This is a genomic window from Duncaniella dubosii, assembly GCF_004803915.1.
In the GTDB taxonomy this organism is placed as follows: Bacteria; Bacteroidota; Bacteroidia; order Bacteroidales; family Muribaculaceae; genus Duncaniella; species Duncaniella dubosii.
Map to the genome: position 1 here is coordinate 1,684,723 of NZ_CP039396.1, position 15,073 is coordinate 1,699,795.

Sequence of the window (15,073 nt, forward strand, 5' to 3'; positions counted from 1 at the left end):
ATTTATCGGAGGGATTGGTTTATTTCGAAAGGGTAAGAGGTGTCAGAGTCACCTTTGAATTAAGTCCCGAAGGTATTGCCGGCCACTCTCCGAAACTGAATTTCTTGGCATTGGTGACGGAGGCTATGTTTGCATCCTTGAATATGCGCCAGTTGACACCGCGACGTTCGTAATCGGCGATTCTGTTGGCCTGAAGATTGGTCACGTCGATCTCAAGAGTGTTGACGCCCGGGCGCAGCAGATGTCCGATTCGGAGCGTAAACGGAACGCTCCATACTTTGCCTGCCGGTTGCCCGTTGACTCTGATATCGGCGCTTTCGCGGACATCTCCGAGGTCAAGCAGCCAGTCGTCGGCTATTGAGGGATTTTCAATGACGAATTCGACAGTGTAGCGCCCTGTTCCGAGACATACGGCGGCGTCTGCGACTGGAATATTGCACCATTGGGTGAGTGTGTCAGTCGCAAATGTTCCCGGAATGGCAGGTTCGGTTTTCGGGAATGATACAGACCAGCCTTTGTCGATGGTCATGGGTTGGCCTTTTGCTTCCACGTAGGCCCATTGCGGAGCGCCGGATACGGCTGTCGGAAATGATTTTAGCAACAGAGACTCTCCGGGTTCGAGCTGAAGGCGTAACTGCGTTTCTCCGCTTGCGGATTTGCGCGTCTGTGCCAAACCTCTGCGGCCGCTCACGGGATCGAAGATTTCGACTGCGGTGGCCGGATTTGTCAATGTGACCCATCCGTCGAGAGGCCGGTTCTCCAAAAGCGAGATGAAATAGTTGTGACCTCCGCTTTCGTTGCGTCGGCGTATCATCGACAGACCGTTGTCGAGACGCATGCTTTCCGGCTTTATTCCTGTCAGCAGCAATGCGCCGGAAAAATCAGGAGCTGTGATTATGCGTCCTTTACCATATGATGTGGCAGTGGCTTTGCCGGTGATTGACGGTAGCTCGGCCGTTAGTCTTTTGAGACTGTCGCGGCGTTCCTGCATCTTGGATAGTCCCGGGACATCAGACGGCAGACAGCCTATAAACAGGACTGAAGCCCCTTCTTTTGCCAGAGTGAGCAGACGGTTGAGTGTGGCCGGCTGGATGAAGCGGGCAGGCGGTACGATTATCGCACCGTAGTTTGCCCCTCCTTTGGCTTTGATACGTCCGTCAGCACTGACCTCGATAGCATTGAGCAATTCATCCGAGATATAGTCGGCATCGTAACCGGCCTTGATGATTTCGGCAATGGCACGTTTGATGTCAGGCATGCGCTGGTGCATCTTGTGGATGTCGAACATTAGATATGGATTGCCTCCCTGTCGCTGCCATATCTCCTCGATAGGGAAATAGAGCAGGAAGTCATTGTCCGGCACACCTGCCGAGAGGAATGACTGGCAACGGGCTACATATCCGAACAATGAATCGGCATCCTGCCAGATGCTGTTGGTAGGCGACATGTTGATTGATGCGTAAAACATCCATCCGGGAAACTTTGCGCCTTTGGGTGAATAGGGTGCACCGTGGAAATAGACATGGTTCACGCCTGAGCAGAACATCTGGTCAAGCTCCGGTTTACAGCGGGAGAGAGAAGTGCGGAAATGTTCTGTCAGCCATGTGAGGGTTTCGGCTGAGGTCAGTCGTTTGCCTGTGAGATGGGCTGCCGACGAAGCGAATTTCAACACTGCAGGGTCGGCGTCGCTCGGACGCGTCGGTCCGTCCTGATTTAGTCCGGGTATAGAGAAATCCGTCTGACCGAATGACTCGCATTCCGGAATGTCGACAGCTGCATACAGGTCTATGATGTTTGCGGGAGAACCGTGGCTCTGGTTACGTATGCGTGCTCCGTTGCGGTGGGCACGTGCCATCCATACTTCGGTGAAATTATCACGGAGCATGCGTGCGAGAGTCGCACGGTAGTCTCTGACAAGCCGCGAGCGAAGATCATCGTGGTTTTTATTGTCAAGAAATTCCGGAAGATACATTTCGAGTCTATAACCGTGGTCACTATAAAACTCGTCAAGCATGTTGTCGGCCCAGTCAGAACCGTAGACTTCATACGAATCGTTGAAAAACGTGTCTGGAATGGGACAGCCGGAGCTTTTGAAGGCCCGGTCGAAACGGTCGAGATAATGATTTATTGCCGTACTGTCGTAGTGGTTTACCACTAATCCTTCCCCGCCGGGGGCTGCACGCTTTACCTTTTGGAATGTGCGTCCTGAAAACAGGGCATAGACTGTCCAGTCTCCATTGCCTTTGGGCGCTTTCCACGACAGGATTGAATCTTTCCTTAATTTGGAGGTTATGTCAAGGCGTTTGTCTCCGTTACAGGCTATGATTGCCTGAAGCGTAGCGACAGGACGCTGTTTTGCGTCTTTAGGAGCAATTCTGTCAGTAATTTTCTTTCCGGGTGCTACCGTCCATGATTCGACGACACGTTTGCGGGCGCTATAGTCGGTAGTGACCTCCGGACCGCCAAAAGGCCAGCCCGTACCGTTGTTCATGTCGATTTGAAGACCGAGACGATTGCCCTCGGCGATTGTATGGCCGAGCATTTCCATCCATTTCGGTGAAAGGTATGAGATGTCGTTGGCTTCATTTCCTTTCACTCCGTAGATTGGAGTGATTTCCACGCCTCCGAGTCCTTTTTTAGCAAACTCCTCGATATTGAATGTCAGACCTTCGGGGTCAACGGCACTTCCGAGCCACCACCAGCGCACGAACGGGCGGTTTTCTACGGTCACAGGATACCAGTCAGTCGCCTTCGTGTCGTTTTTAGCGGGAGTCGATGCTTGTGATGCCGTCACCGCCAGCATGCCGATGGCTAAAAGGCTTTGAAAACGGTTCATATACGAATTGATAGTCAGAAAGTTTTTAATCAGTTATTCTGCACGCTGGATGGTCAGTCCCATCAGGCCGATGACCACATCGCCGGAAAGAGTCTCAAGAGATAGAGATGACAGTTCTCGTGACGAATCCACGGGCATGTCAAGGACGATGCCTGCTCCGCCTTCAATGAATCTGTCGCCGACACCTTTTATGCCGAGTTCGGCGCCGAGAGTACGGCTCATGCGTCCTGTCTTCAGATGAAGACGATAGGGCGGTAACGCCCCGGGAGCTTGTGCGAAGGCATAATCGTCGTGATAGAAATCAAGTTCTATCGGTGCCCAGTTGTGGGGATTGATGAGTGGTGTGACACTTTCTGTCCCGTCTGTATATCTGACACGGAGTCTTCCGTTTTCCATACCCCATTGCATGTGGTTTGTCGAACCGGCCATGAGCAGGTAGAGATGTGATGCCCGGCCCGAAAGGCTGATTTTCGCACTGTCAGGATAGTTGTCCCAAAGTGAAGTAAATAGTATGTTGCTTCCCTCTGCAGGGAGGGCAAAAGGTATGCCACTCTCGGTTTTCAGAATGCCACTGTCTTTTGCGAGTCGTGAGCGGAGGCCGGAGTCGTCGATTTCCGCAGTAAGCTTGGGATGACACCATTCGCCTATGCCTTGCTTCGGGAGCTGGAGTGTAGTGACATTAGGACGGGGCGAAAGGTATTCGTTGCGGAATATATCTGTTACAGATGCATTATATGAAGCGGTGAGATCGATCGGTTCGCAAAGGCCGTTGCGGATGTCGTTAAATCCGTTTGCCGGAACAGCGACAGAAGGAGACAGTGCATTTACTTCAGGCATCCACCATGATAAATTTCCGGCGTTCATCTCGCGGAATGTTACAGGGCCTTCTGTATGGAGTCGTCCTGTCGGAGACGGCGTGAATGAGTCTGCCTCGATTATTTCAATTGTGAGATCGGTGGCCGTACCGCCATTGACAGTGATACGCGGAGAGCCGATTGCATCAGTTTCTGCGTCCCATGCCGTTTCACTGCCGTTGACTTTTACGCTTTTTATGCCCTTAGCCGGAATGGTTAGCTTTAACGACGAGTTTTTCCCATAGCGGTTATTGATTTTATATACCGACCGTCTGCCGTCACGCTTGAATGAATACGAGATGTCGGGCAGTGTTACCGACGCTTCATTCCACTCTGAAGGGAATCCCGAATAAGTGCGACAGCAGGATTTTTGGCCAGCAGGTCGGGGCGAACACCGAAAAGACCTTCGGTCAATGCGCGGCTCCAGACTCCTATCGGGTCTGCAAAATCTCTGTAGCATTCCCCTCGGGCGGCATCGTAGTGGCTGATCTGTCCGAAATTTAGAGGTGATGCCCCAAGATACATGTTGTCCATTGCCACGGCTTTCATCAGCTTATATGCTTCGTCGGAACGTCCTGCCTGCCAATAGGCAAGAGCTGTGTGCATGACTTCAGCGATAGCAACATTATTGATGCTCCATGAATATGGTTTCCAGTTTGTGGTGGAGATGGTGTAGAGACCGCTGTCCACCCCTTCGCCTTCGACCGGTATGTGGGGATCTCACGGTCAATGTAGCACGTAGCTGCGTAGTTTTTGAATTTATCGGCGATTTCAGAGTCGATTGCGTGATAGATTGTCCATACAGCCGGAGAAGGATGTAGACGCTGTTTGCCTCCTGCATCGCGATATTCGGCCCAATGCCCACGGTCGGACATCCACAGGTTCGAATCAATAGCTTCGGCTATCGCTTCCGCTTCGCGTCGGTATGGTTCGGGATTTTCTCCGATGGCTTCGGCTACCTGTGCTGCCAGACGGTTTGCAAACATGTTGTAGGCCGATGAATGTGTTACCGCACCGCCGCTGTAATAAAGGGCATCGCTCGCCCAGATGCAGCAATATGCGTCATAAAGATGGTCGCCGTCGGGATCAAAGTTGAGTTTTTCCCATTCAAGATGTCGTTTAATCACGGGGAATAGCGATTGCATGGCCTCTTTGTCGCCTGTGTGACGGAAATGTCGCAGCATAGCGTCAATGTATACGAGGTTCATGTCATAGTGCGACATTTCGTCCTTCTTTCTGGGGCGGCGGCAGATGTAGCCGTTGCTATACATTGGGGTGCCCCATTTTTTTTCGGCCCGTGCAAGGTTTAGCACGGAGTCCTGACGCGGGTGGGAAAGAACGGCCGGAATGTCGGTAATCTGGTTTGAAGCGTAGGTGTTGAGGTGGGTAAGCGCACGGTCATGACGGCCTACGGCATTACCGACGTAAGCACCGCGCCATCCAAGATGAGGAGTGCGCCATCCGATAGAACCATGAAGCCAAGCCTGTCCACTCCAGATTCCGTCGGCTGCTACTGCGAGCGCTCCGCCTATCGGATTGAGCCATTCGTCGGGAGTCTTGAATGTGACGCTTGAGGCCAATTGTTCACGTTCGTTTTCCGCTTTTTGAAAAGAGATTCGAGAGACGCTTTAGGCGCGTCGGACGCAGGGAAAAGTGCGAGATATACTTTTTTCCCGGGTTTGATGGAGAGTGTGCCTTCGTATGATGGGAGGTCTGTGATTTTATAACTTTTTGCAGGGATTACAAGCGTGAGGGTCGAGCGTTGTTTTTTGCCATACTCGATGTTTATTTTATCTCCTTTTACGGTATAGACATTTCCTGTGCAATATTCAGGTTTTAGGTCAAAACATGTGGGATCATCCACTCCGAGGTCACCTTCACGATAGAATTTCTTGTCAGCGACACCTCCGAAACGCACGGGGATACTGGCTGTTTTATTGGTCGTGTTTGTGATTGCCCAGAGAGCCATGTCCTCGCTTCGCATCACCTGAGCTTCGACCTTAACGCCGCCCTGTTCATAATCCATACGGCCCGGTGTGTAGCGGGCGGTACATTTCCCTTCAGGGAGGGTCAGGCATAGATTGCCACCCATTCGCGGGAGATAGATGCCGAACTCAGGAGTGTCGGAGCAATCAATACGGAATCCGCTATGTGCGCCGTAGAGAGCACGGTTGAATTTTGCCTGACCGTTGACTGTTATGGCCGAATTGCCATCGGCAACGTAGTGGCTCGGACGCATTTCGCTTCTTGCAGCCACATATCCTGTGGCTGCAAGAAGGATTGCGCTTGTAAGAATCTGTTTAAAATTGATTGTTAATTTCAAGAGTGGTGGTATTGATGAAATCGTTTTGATTCTGAGTGCATGGAACATGAGTTATGACGAATATCTCCTGATTAGGGAAGAGGCTTGATGCCTTCCCAGCGGACATCCCAAGTTCCGTCCTTGGGGAAACCGGGATTCTCTACCTCACATCCGTCCCATCCGGCACACATGAGAGCGACAGCTGTGAGCAGTCCTCCGTTGCCGGGAAGATAGCAGCGCAGACGGTCATCCTGATAATTGTGTCCGTTGGGGAGATAAGTATTGGTGCGCTTGTCCATGAGCAGGGCGTTGATCGCCTTTTCAGGATGTCCGAGACGAACCGCGTTCATGGCTGTTGTCGGGTAGTCCCAGCCCCAAGTCTTGTCCCAGTTCCAATTATCGTATACCCAGTCGAAGGTATTGTCCATGATGTCGGGTTTTACCAGCGGAGAGTGAGGCAGGATGCCGACGGCTGCGAGCACGGCCATGTGGTCTGATGTCAGGCGGATGTCGCTGTAGGTTTCGGGCGCAGTCTCTGCCGCGAGATAGAGGCTGTCTTTTGCTGCGAGCGGTGAGAGATTTGCAATGATCTCATCCCATTCAGCTACGCGTGGCTGACCCTTGCGTTCGCGCCACTTCTGAGCTGTGTTGAGCGCAAAGTGCCAGTATGACAGCTCGAAAGGAGGATTGACTGTTTCGGCTGCGCGAAGTGTTTCCTGTGCGGGGATAATGCCTTTGAGCGTGTACCGGCCGAGTGAATCCTTGTCGGCAAAGTCAGCCATGAATTCGGCAGTACCTTGTACAAGGTCGTAATAGCGGTCGACCACTGTGGAGTCATTATCGGCACGGTAGAGAAGTTCGGCGAGATAGATCAGATGGGGCTGCTGCCAGATGAGGAATGAGCCTACCTTTGAGGGGGCTTCGATGCCTGAGGGATCGGTCATCTTCATCCAGCGTAGACCTTTGAAGCCTTGGCGTTCAGCGATGCTGCGAGCCACATCGGCAGAGCTTTCATACCAAGGAAGTGTGCGGTTGAGGAGGTCTTGATGTCCCCATAGGGCGAACTGAGCCTGATGCCACCAGATCATTTCCATGTGGAATTTTCCGAACCATGAGTTGTAGGTGAGTCCGGTTTCCTGAGGAGGTGTCGAGCCTGCACATTGGATTGCAAGGAGATATTGTGAGAGTACGACACGGCGTTCGAGTTCCGATGCGCGAGGGTCTGTACAGTTGCTGAAGTCGACAACACCGCCATTCTTCCAGAAGCCGGTCCAGTAGGCTGAAGCTGCTTCGCGGGTTTCTGAAGCGGTAGGATTGGTGTTGTCTGTGGCTTCAGGCGAGAATGTGGCAGTGATTGTCCATTCGTCGGCGGTCGGGGTTATAGTCGCAGTGTTTCGTCCTGTCATTACAGGTGTCTCAGCGCCGGTCCATGCGAGATTGATATAATAAGATGTCGAATCAAGGCTGTGGCGCAGGAGTGCGTGGTTGGCGTCAGAGGCTATGATTTCTGTCACATGGAGAGAGTCTGCATTCCAGTTGCAAGCGTCGTCGCAGTGGCCTCCTGTCGGGTAGGGGAGACGGAGTGCGACAGTAAGACGTTTTTCTGATTTGATGGTGGCGGCAACCATGTCTTTTTCGGGGTGAACATAGGTGCGGACACTCACCGGCGCTCCGTCGACCTTGAAGTCGGAGCGAATTTCGCCGTTCCACATATCGAGCGTCTGGTCTATGTCCGAAATCTGTTCGGGATTGAGACCGGCAAATCCGAGTGCGCCGAGATGGAGGCGATGAGGATTTACGCGATACCAGTTGGCGGCGTCATTGTTGCGTCCTTTTTCCTTGAACTGCACTGAGTAAGGCTCCATGCGTCCGCGTCCGAAGTCATAATCTTTGAGTGTTTCCTCAAATTTAAGGTCTTTCGGGTTAGGGAAACTGTGCCATCCCCACTGACTCTGTGTACCTAAAGGCACGCCTTTGCTGTAGAGTCCGGGGAACGATTGCAGGCCGGTCACATCGACAGTCACAGCAAACTCGCCGTTGCCCACCGAGAGCGAGGCCATAGTGTCGATTGCAGTGACGTGTGGATTGTTTCGCTCTACAAGAGCCTGACGGTCAATGGCAGCAGAGGCGTTCTGGCATGCCACGAATCCCTGCAACGGAAGAGTGAGCGTTGCAGCATAAAGTAAGTTCTTGAATGTCATCGGTATTGAAGTCTATGATGGTCAGTTTAAGGCAAAATTGCAATGCAATAATGATATTTTTCGCAAAGTTAACACTTATCCCAAAAGAAATCAAATCACACGCCCGGATTGCTATCGGTCAGAGCGGATTGATATAGCATGATTAATGAATGAACATGGTTCACGGTTAAAGCGGCAATGCCGATTCATGGCCGTTTAAGGTTAAAAAAGATTAATGAAAAGACTGTGTCAGACCTAAGGTTTAATCTTAAAACAGATATTATGTCTAAATTTGCAGATGCTTGCAGCGGAATGATTGTCGTTGCGTAATATTAATCAAAAATACCTTAAACAATAATTCGCTATCATGAAATTTATTTCATCATTGCTTCTTGCATTGGCGCTGCCTGTCATGGCTTTTGCGCAAGTGCCCGCTGACACTATCACAGTTTTTATGATCGGTGACTCTACCATGGCCAACAAGCCTCTCGACAAAGAGAATCAGGAGCGTGGCTGGGGACAGATGCTGCCAATCTATCTCGAAGGTGCCATCAAGGTTGACAACCACGCAGTCAACGGTCGCAGCTCAAAGAGCTTTATTGACGAAGGTCGTTGGGAGAAAGTGCGCGAACAGATCCGTCCGGGTGATTATGTGATCATCCAGTTCGGTCACAACGATGAGAAAGCTAAAAGTCCTGACCGCTACACTGTTCCCGGCTCGACTTTCGATGCCAATCTTAAGAAGTTTGTAAACGAGACACGCGAGAAAGGCGGCACACCGATTCTGATGAATTCTATCGTGCGCCGTAATTTCCCTGCCAACGGCATTGCTGCCGCACAGACCGATGACCGTCAGAAAACTTGGAAAAAAGGTCTTGAAAATTATCCGGCCGAAGGCGATACGCTTGTGGACACTCACGGTGACTACCGCATAGCTCCTAAGAATGTAGCCGAGGAGATGGGTGTGGTGTTTGTCGACATGAACACTCTTACGCATGAACTTGTGCAGGGCTTGGAAAAGACAGCTCTAAGGATCTTTTCATGTGGATGCCTGTCGGAAAATATGAATTCGCGCCCAACGGACGCATAGACAATACACATCTTAATGTGTATGGCGGCATAGTGGTGTCGCGCCTTGCGGTCAATGCGCTTGCCGAGAAAGTGCCGGCGCTTAAGCCATACATCCGTCGCACCGTATACAATCTGAACAAGTAACAGCCGGTTGCGATACACGGTCCTATGACCCAACAAGCCCCATTCCTGCGATGGTCTGAATGCAGGATTGGGGCGTTTATATTATAGTGCTGTCCGTTCAGACCGGAGTTTCCCCTGATTAGCTAATGACAATAAAAAACCGGCGTGGAAGAGGGTTTCACAACCATCGGCCACGCCGTTTTAAACAATAGCATCAATTTCAAAAATAGATTACAGAAGCCAGCTTTTTAAGCAGATCTGATTCTGCTTGAGCATGCCTTGTATTGTCCAAGTGTTTTTTATCAAATTTCGTATAAATTATCTTCAATTTCGTATGAATTATCTATCGTAAATGAGCATTCGGAAATGTGTCATTTACATGATGCAAAATTACTACTGGATTCCTGCTCTTACCATACCTAAATTTAAGTAATTTCATTGTATTTCGGCTTGAATACTAATTAAAAACAATTATAAACCGGCATTATGGCTACTGCCGGAGGATATTAAATGCTTTATTTTCGGTAAAAATTCCGGGTCTGCACCACGTTGTATTGCCGTGATTTTACCCTCAGGGTCAATAAGGACTGTCACAGGTATGGCATTTATGCCTAAAGCCTTGACGGGATTTGCTTCTGTATGGTCTGTTGTGTCGTTGAGCAGATTGATCCAAGGCATATCACGTTGGGCTATAAACGGGCGCCATATTTCCTCCCGGTCATCTATGTTGATGGTCACGACTGTGCACCGGTCACCGCATTCTTCTGAAAATTGACGGAGGTCGGGGAAGCCTCGCAGGCATACACCACACCATGTAGCCAAGAAATCAATAAGTACCCATTTCCCGCGTAAAGATTCGAGTGAGATTCGTCGTCCTGCGGAGTCGGGGAGCGCGAAGTCTGGCATGATTTTGCCTACGGTCATATTTGCACGTGCGTTTATTACTGCTTCTGTTTTCCGGACTCTGTAACGCAGTTCGGCATACTGGTTGGCGACAATGCTGTTTTCAAGGTCTGGTGAAAGTTCGTCGAAATATTTTGCCTGAATGGAGTCGGATGCGTGGAGGAGTGCGATTACTCCGATCGGGGAGTCGAGATGGGATAAGGCAAATGTCGTCAGAAAGCTGTCGAGGGCACTGCTATTCTTAAGCCGATTGTATGATGGCTGATTGTTTTTAGCCAAGAACTCATATTACTGCCGTGAAAATGAGTCGAGACTATCGACAAACTGAGTCCCGCTATATCTTCCGTATTCCAATATTGAGTCAACGGTCAGAGTCATTTCATCGTCGATACCGAGTGTGACTGGTAGTGAGCCCGTGCGTAATGAAGCGGGATTTTTAACTGAAATGATATATGGCTGGCTTATGTTGAGACGTAGTTTCACTATTGAGTCGGTAACGTTGACCGTATCTCGAAAGAAGTGGCTCGACTGCGGATTGTCTCGGTCGGTGAGTCTGCGCTCGACGATGATTCTTTCAGGGCATTCATGCTTGAACACAACACGCAGCACTGCTGCAACGGAGACAGATGTCCCGGTAACTGTTGCAACGGTCAAGGCCATTAACAATCGAAGGTTGAGAGGGAGGTTCATGGTTAAATTTTTTGTTGATTTTTACTGAGAGATAGTCTATTTGGTTAAGATTGGTCGGAAAGATTGATGTTTAGATGGTTTGTATCGCCTTCACAAGAGGTATTACAATGCAAATATAGTGTTTTTAGTCGGAAATGTGATGTTTTTAATTGTAAAATCGTTGTTTTTGGTTGTTTACTTATGAAATGAGTGTGAAATCCGTCATGAAAACGGTGAAATAAAAATTTTTTGTCAAAAATTTGCATGGTTCAAAAATTGAGTCTACTTTTGCGGCGTACTATTATACTAATACACCAATATGCTTAAAGTCGAAAATATAACTTTCTCCTATCGCCGCAAATCGCGTCCGGTACTCGATGACTTCTCACTGGATGTCGAGGCCGGTGGTGTCTACGGTCTGCTCGGCCGTAATGGGGCGGGTAAATCAACGCTTCTGTATCTGATTGCCGGCCTCCTGACCCCCAAGTCGGGTAGCGTGCTTTTCCGCGGGTTAAATACTCGTCTGCGTCTCCCCTCTGTGTTGTCCGATATTTTTATCGTTCCCGAAGAGTTCACTCTTCCACGAATATCGCTTGGCGACTACGTAAAGGCCAACGCAAGGTTCTATCCAAACTATTCCGATGAGGATTTGCGCCGTCATCTTGACATATTCGGAATGTCGGCCGATCTCAATCTCGGTGCTTTGTCAATGGGTCAGAAAAAGAAAGCTTTCATGAGTTTCGCTCTTGCATGCAACACGTCTCTGCTCCTCATGGATGAGCCGACCAATGGATTGGATATTCCGGGCAAGAGTGCGTTCCGCCGTTTCATTGCCGGTAATATGACCGATGAACGCGCTATAATCATTTCGACACATCAGGTGAGGGATGTGGACCGTCTGCTCGACCGTGTGATTATAATGAATGATTCACAGGTGCTTCTCAACCGCCGTATTGACGAGATTACAGCCCGTCTGAAATTCTTCAACACAGACTCCCGTGAGATTATTGAGTCAGCTCTCTATGCTCAGCCTTCGTTTGAAGGTACTAATGTCGTTCTTGTCAACGACGATGACTCCGAGACCGAGCTTAACCTCGAATCGCTTTTCGAGCTCTCGCTTTTGAAGGGGGCTCTCCTTAAAGATATGTTTAACCGTTAATACTCCCGCTGGACATGAATACAAATCAGTTTTTTAGTTTCGGCCGCATGTCATTGCTGGTCAGAAAGGAACTTCAGGAGAATTGGCGACAGATCGCGCTTTTTTGGGCCGGTATTTTCGGGCTGCTTGTAATCATCAGTCTGCTTGTCGCCCGGGGAAGCCATCATAATGGAATCCAGCCTGAATGCTATTCGTCGTGGAGCATCGAAAATTTTTTAGGATGGATTACCGTTGTGTTTCTAATCTGTGGCGCTTACGTTGCAGCTTACTCGTTCAAACGCATGGCCACGTCCCCCGGCGCGCTGTCAACACTCATGACTCCTGCATCTCAGTTTGAGAAATTTGCCATAAAGTGGCTGATTGCAGTCCCGGTCTATATTCTGATTTTCTGTCTCATAGCATACGTTGCCGACTGGATTCGCGTATATAGCTCATATTGGATGTTTGACATTGAGGTGAGGCCGGTGAATGTCACTAAAATTCTTTTTCACCAGACGACTGATATAGGATTTGTCAACAGGCTTGCATTCCATTCGTTGTTTTATTTTCTTGCTGGCCAGTCATTTTTTCTGCTTGGTTCCATCGTCTGGCCCAAAAATTCAGCGCTGAGGACATTTGTGTGTATGATTGCGATCTGTTTTATCTATGTCTGGATTGGAATATGGTTTGTTTCGCTGTTAGATATATCGGATGGTGATACACATTTATATTATAGCGGGCCTGAATTCCTCAACGATGACAGGTTATTATATGTGGCAGACGCATTTGCTATTATTGTTGCAGTAATTAACTACTGGCTGACCTACAGGCGCTTCCGTGAGGCCGAAACAATCAACCGCTGGTAGGCCAAAATCGAATGCCTATGAAATTCAAAGAAAACAACAAGGCCATATATCTACAGATCGCCGATAAGATTAGCGACGATATTCTGCTCGGTACGATTCTTCCGGGCGCACGCATTCCATCGGTGCGAGAATATGCCTCGACTCTTGAAGTAAACGCCAATACAATCATGAGAAGTTATGAATATCTCGAACGTCAAGGAGTAATTTTCAACCGCCGTGGAATCGGATTCTTTATCACCGACGATGCTCCCCATGTAATATCGGAGCTACGCAAGGAGACGTTTATCGAAGGCGAAATGCCGTCGTTCTTCCATCAGCTCAATCTGCTCGGTGTTTCGCCCGATGAGCTCAAGTCAATGTTTGAACAATATTTAGCCAAGCTATTAAGCAACAATTAGAATATGAGTACAACCGTCCGCGACAGCAGGTATAGCTTAAAAAAATAGCCGTCCAGGTTTTGGGCGGCTATTTTTGTGAGAGTTTCCAGCGGTCGGGAAGCAGGTCGCGGTATTTTTCGATCGGGGTGTTTGGCGGCCATGCGGCACATCGGTCGATTATGTCGCAGAAGTAGTCGAAGACGTTGACTCCGCAGCGGTGGCAGGTGATCGCAAGAGAGTGGTACAGGGCGGCGGCTTCGGCTCCGGAGTGGGAGCCGATTGTAAGTCGGCGACGGGTCAGGGATATGTAGCGGTTGATTCGCTCGACTTCGTTGTTGTCGAGTCTGTAGGTGGGTGAGGCAAAGATGCGTGGTATCTCGTCCCATTGTTTGAGTGCATGTTCGGTGGCGGCGAGCAGCGGGTCGTCGGGTGGCACGCCGATGCGGTCTTTGACTGCTGTCAGTCTCATGCGGATTTTCTCGAGCATCACCTTGGAGTATCGTTGTCTCCACTCAAGGTGCTTTCCCGCCGTCCATCCGTCTTTGCCTATGCGGTGCTGATGCTCGAAGTGGTAAAGGAGTCCGAAGAGCTTTGCTATTTCCTGCGCCTTTGGATTGTCTTTCAGATCGAGAAACTTTCGCTTGATGTGCTGCAGGCATGGCAAGCGTTTTATCCCGCTCATCCCACCGATTCCGATATGCCGGTATCCCGAGTAATAGTCGCACTGGAAGGCTCCGTTGAAGCCTTTTATGTGTTGCTCGAAGACTTCGGCCGAGCGGGAGCCGTCGTCATAGAAGAAGTACACAAGCCCGGTTGTCATGCCGACGAACACCCATATGTAGCCTTTCTTGATCTTTCTTCCCGAAGGAGTTGCCACCTGCAGCCGCACTTTCTGATAGGTCTCGTCACCGCAGATATAATTGTCCGCGACTATTGCCTGACCCAGCGCCTTGTATAGATTTTCCAGATGTACCCTTACCTTACTTACGAGCTTCTGTGCGGTGCCTTTGTCAAGGTCGAAGCCGTGGGCACGGAAGTATTCGACAGCATTTTCAAGTGGCATGCAGTGGAGATAGCGTAGCTCGGCGAGTCCGGCTATGAAGGAAGATGTATACTGCGAGTTAAGCAGCGGTGTGGCGGGTGCGGAACCTTTGTATATTTTCTCGTCCTGCACGTATTTTCTGACCTTGTAGATAATTTTTTTGAAGCGCATCGGCTCCATGACGTAGCGCACGACATCGCACTCGCCGATAAACGTCGCCGCCTCGGGATTGAAGTCCGGACTGTCAGGCTCCACTATAATGGTCTCCACCTCACACTCCGGATGCGTCTTCCTTTTGGCGCCGTTGTTGGTACGTTTCTTCTCTGGCTTCTGCTGTCGAGTTTCGGATGTGGCAGGAGTCGTCACCGGTTTCTTCTGACGCTCCGACGGCGAGCCCTGCAGACGCTGCACTGCCTGACGCGCGGCTTTCTCTTTGCTCAGTTCCGCACTTTTGCCTTTCATAGCCTCCTCCATTGAGGCCATTTGCTTGCGCAGTTCATCTACAGTCGCCACAAGCTTCTCGTTGGTCGACTGCAGCTTTTCATTGGATAAAGTAAGCGAGCTGACAGAGGCCAACGCCTCGTCGAGCCGCCCTTGAAGGAACTCGATCTGACGTTGCAGAAACTCTATCAACTCGTTCTTTTTCATGGTGTAAAGTTACAAAAAATATCTGACATTTGCAACTTTCCACGCCATTTATTTATTTGATTAA

Annotated in this window: 13 protein-coding genes; 5 read left to right on the top strand and 8 right to left on the bottom strand. The window is 49.9% G+C overall.

The features are described 5' to 3' along the window. Positions 1-19: 19 nt before the first annotated feature. The 5 genes from E7747_RS07305 to E7747_RS07325 all read right to left on the bottom strand — a co-directional run bounded on the left by E7747_RS07305 (position 20) and on the right by E7747_RS07325 (position 8,193). Complete coding sequence (locus tag E7747_RS07305; RefSeq protein WP_394366329.1) at positions 20-2,803, bottom strand: glycosyl hydrolase; 2,784 nt, start codon at positions 2,801-2,803, stop codon at positions 20-22. Positions 2,804-2,869: 66 nt separating this feature from the next. Next, on the bottom strand, positions 2,870-4,150 hold the full coding sequence (locus E7747_RS07310) for a hypothetical protein (protein WP_136415071.1): 1,281 nt from the start codon (positions 4,148-4,150) through the stop codon (positions 2,870-2,872). An 88-nt stretch (positions 4,151-4,238) separates the two neighbouring features. Further along, a complete protein-coding gene (locus tag E7747_RS07315; protein WP_136415073.1) occupies positions 4,239-5,270 on the bottom strand; it encodes a glucosidase family protein in 1,032 nt (343 codons plus the stop codon). Beyond that, positions 5,219-6,013, bottom strand: a complete 795-nt coding sequence (locus tag E7747_RS07320; RefSeq protein WP_168185275.1) for a DUF4450 domain-containing protein — start codon at positions 6,011-6,013, stop codon at positions 5,219-5,221. The genes E7747_RS07315 and E7747_RS07320 overlap by 52 nt, the downstream gene beginning before the upstream one ends. Positions 6,014-6,084: 71 nt before the next feature. Next, positions 6,085-8,193 (bottom strand): hypothetical protein, encoded by a 2,109-nt coding sequence (locus tag E7747_RS07325; RefSeq protein WP_136415076.1) that lies wholly within the window; start codon positions 8,191-8,193, stop codon positions 6,085-6,087. Positions 8,194-8,539: 346 nt separating this feature from the next. Here E7747_RS07325 and E7747_RS07330 point away from each other — a divergent pair, with 346 nt between their 5' ends. Further along, positions 8,540-9,262 (top strand): rhamnogalacturonan acetylesterase, encoded by a 723-nt coding sequence (locus E7747_RS07330; RefSeq protein WP_394366323.1) that lies wholly within the window; start codon positions 8,540-8,542, stop codon positions 9,260-9,262. Next, positions 9,214-9,387, top strand: coding sequence for a hypothetical protein (locus tag E7747_RS17480; RefSeq protein ID WP_394366324.1), 174 nt, complete (start codon positions 9,214-9,216; stop codon positions 9,385-9,387). Before E7747_RS07330 ends, E7747_RS17480 begins: the two co-directional genes overlap by 49 nt. A 450-nt stretch (positions 9,388-9,837) precedes the next feature. Here the strand turns inward: E7747_RS17480 and E7747_RS07335 are convergent, their stop codons facing one another. Together E7747_RS07335 and E7747_RS07340 are read right to left on the bottom strand one after the other, a co-directional pair. Then, on the bottom strand, positions 9,838-10,548 hold the full coding sequence (locus tag E7747_RS07335) for a TlpA family protein disulfide reductase (protein ID WP_136415078.1): 711 nt from the start codon (positions 10,546-10,548) through the stop codon (positions 9,838-9,840). A 9-nt stretch (positions 10,549-10,557) separates the two neighbouring features. Next, positions 10,558-10,959 carry a hypothetical protein gene (locus E7747_RS07340; protein ID WP_136415080.1) on the bottom strand — a complete coding sequence of 134 codons (402 nt, stop codon included), beginning with the start codon at positions 10,957-10,959 and terminating at the stop codon, positions 10,558-10,560. A 298-nt stretch (positions 10,960-11,257) separates the two neighbouring features. On the opposite strand from E7747_RS07340, the gene E7747_RS07345 reads away from it, so the two are divergent. Genes E7747_RS07345 through E7747_RS07355 form a run of 3 tightly spaced genes read left to right on the top strand, consistent with a single transcriptional unit; the run spans position 11,258 to position 13,340 of the window. After that, the gene (locus E7747_RS07345; RefSeq protein WP_123613452.1) at positions 11,258-12,097 is read left to right on the top strand and encodes an ABC transporter ATP-binding protein; all 840 of its coding nucleotides are present in this window, start codon (positions 11,258-11,260) and stop codon (positions 12,095-12,097) included. Positions 12,098-12,111: 14 nt separating this feature from the next. Continuing rightward, positions 12,112-12,942 (top strand): hypothetical protein, encoded by an 831-nt coding sequence (locus tag E7747_RS07350; protein WP_136415082.1) that lies wholly within the window; start codon positions 12,112-12,114, stop codon positions 12,940-12,942. Between the two features lie 17 nt (positions 12,943-12,959). Then, positions 12,960-13,340 carry a GntR family transcriptional regulator gene (locus tag E7747_RS07355; RefSeq protein WP_123613450.1) on the top strand — a complete coding sequence of 127 codons (381 nt, stop codon included), beginning with the start codon at positions 12,960-12,962 and terminating at the stop codon, positions 13,338-13,340. 67 nt (positions 13,341-13,407) lie between these two features. Here the strand turns inward: E7747_RS07355 and tnpC are convergent, their stop codons facing one another. Then, a complete protein-coding gene (gene tnpC / locus E7747_RS07360) occupies positions 13,408-15,009 on the bottom strand; it encodes an IS66 family transposase (protein ID WP_136413423.1) in 1,602 nt (533 codons plus the stop codon). Between the last annotated feature and the right edge of the window lie 64 nt (positions 15,010-15,073).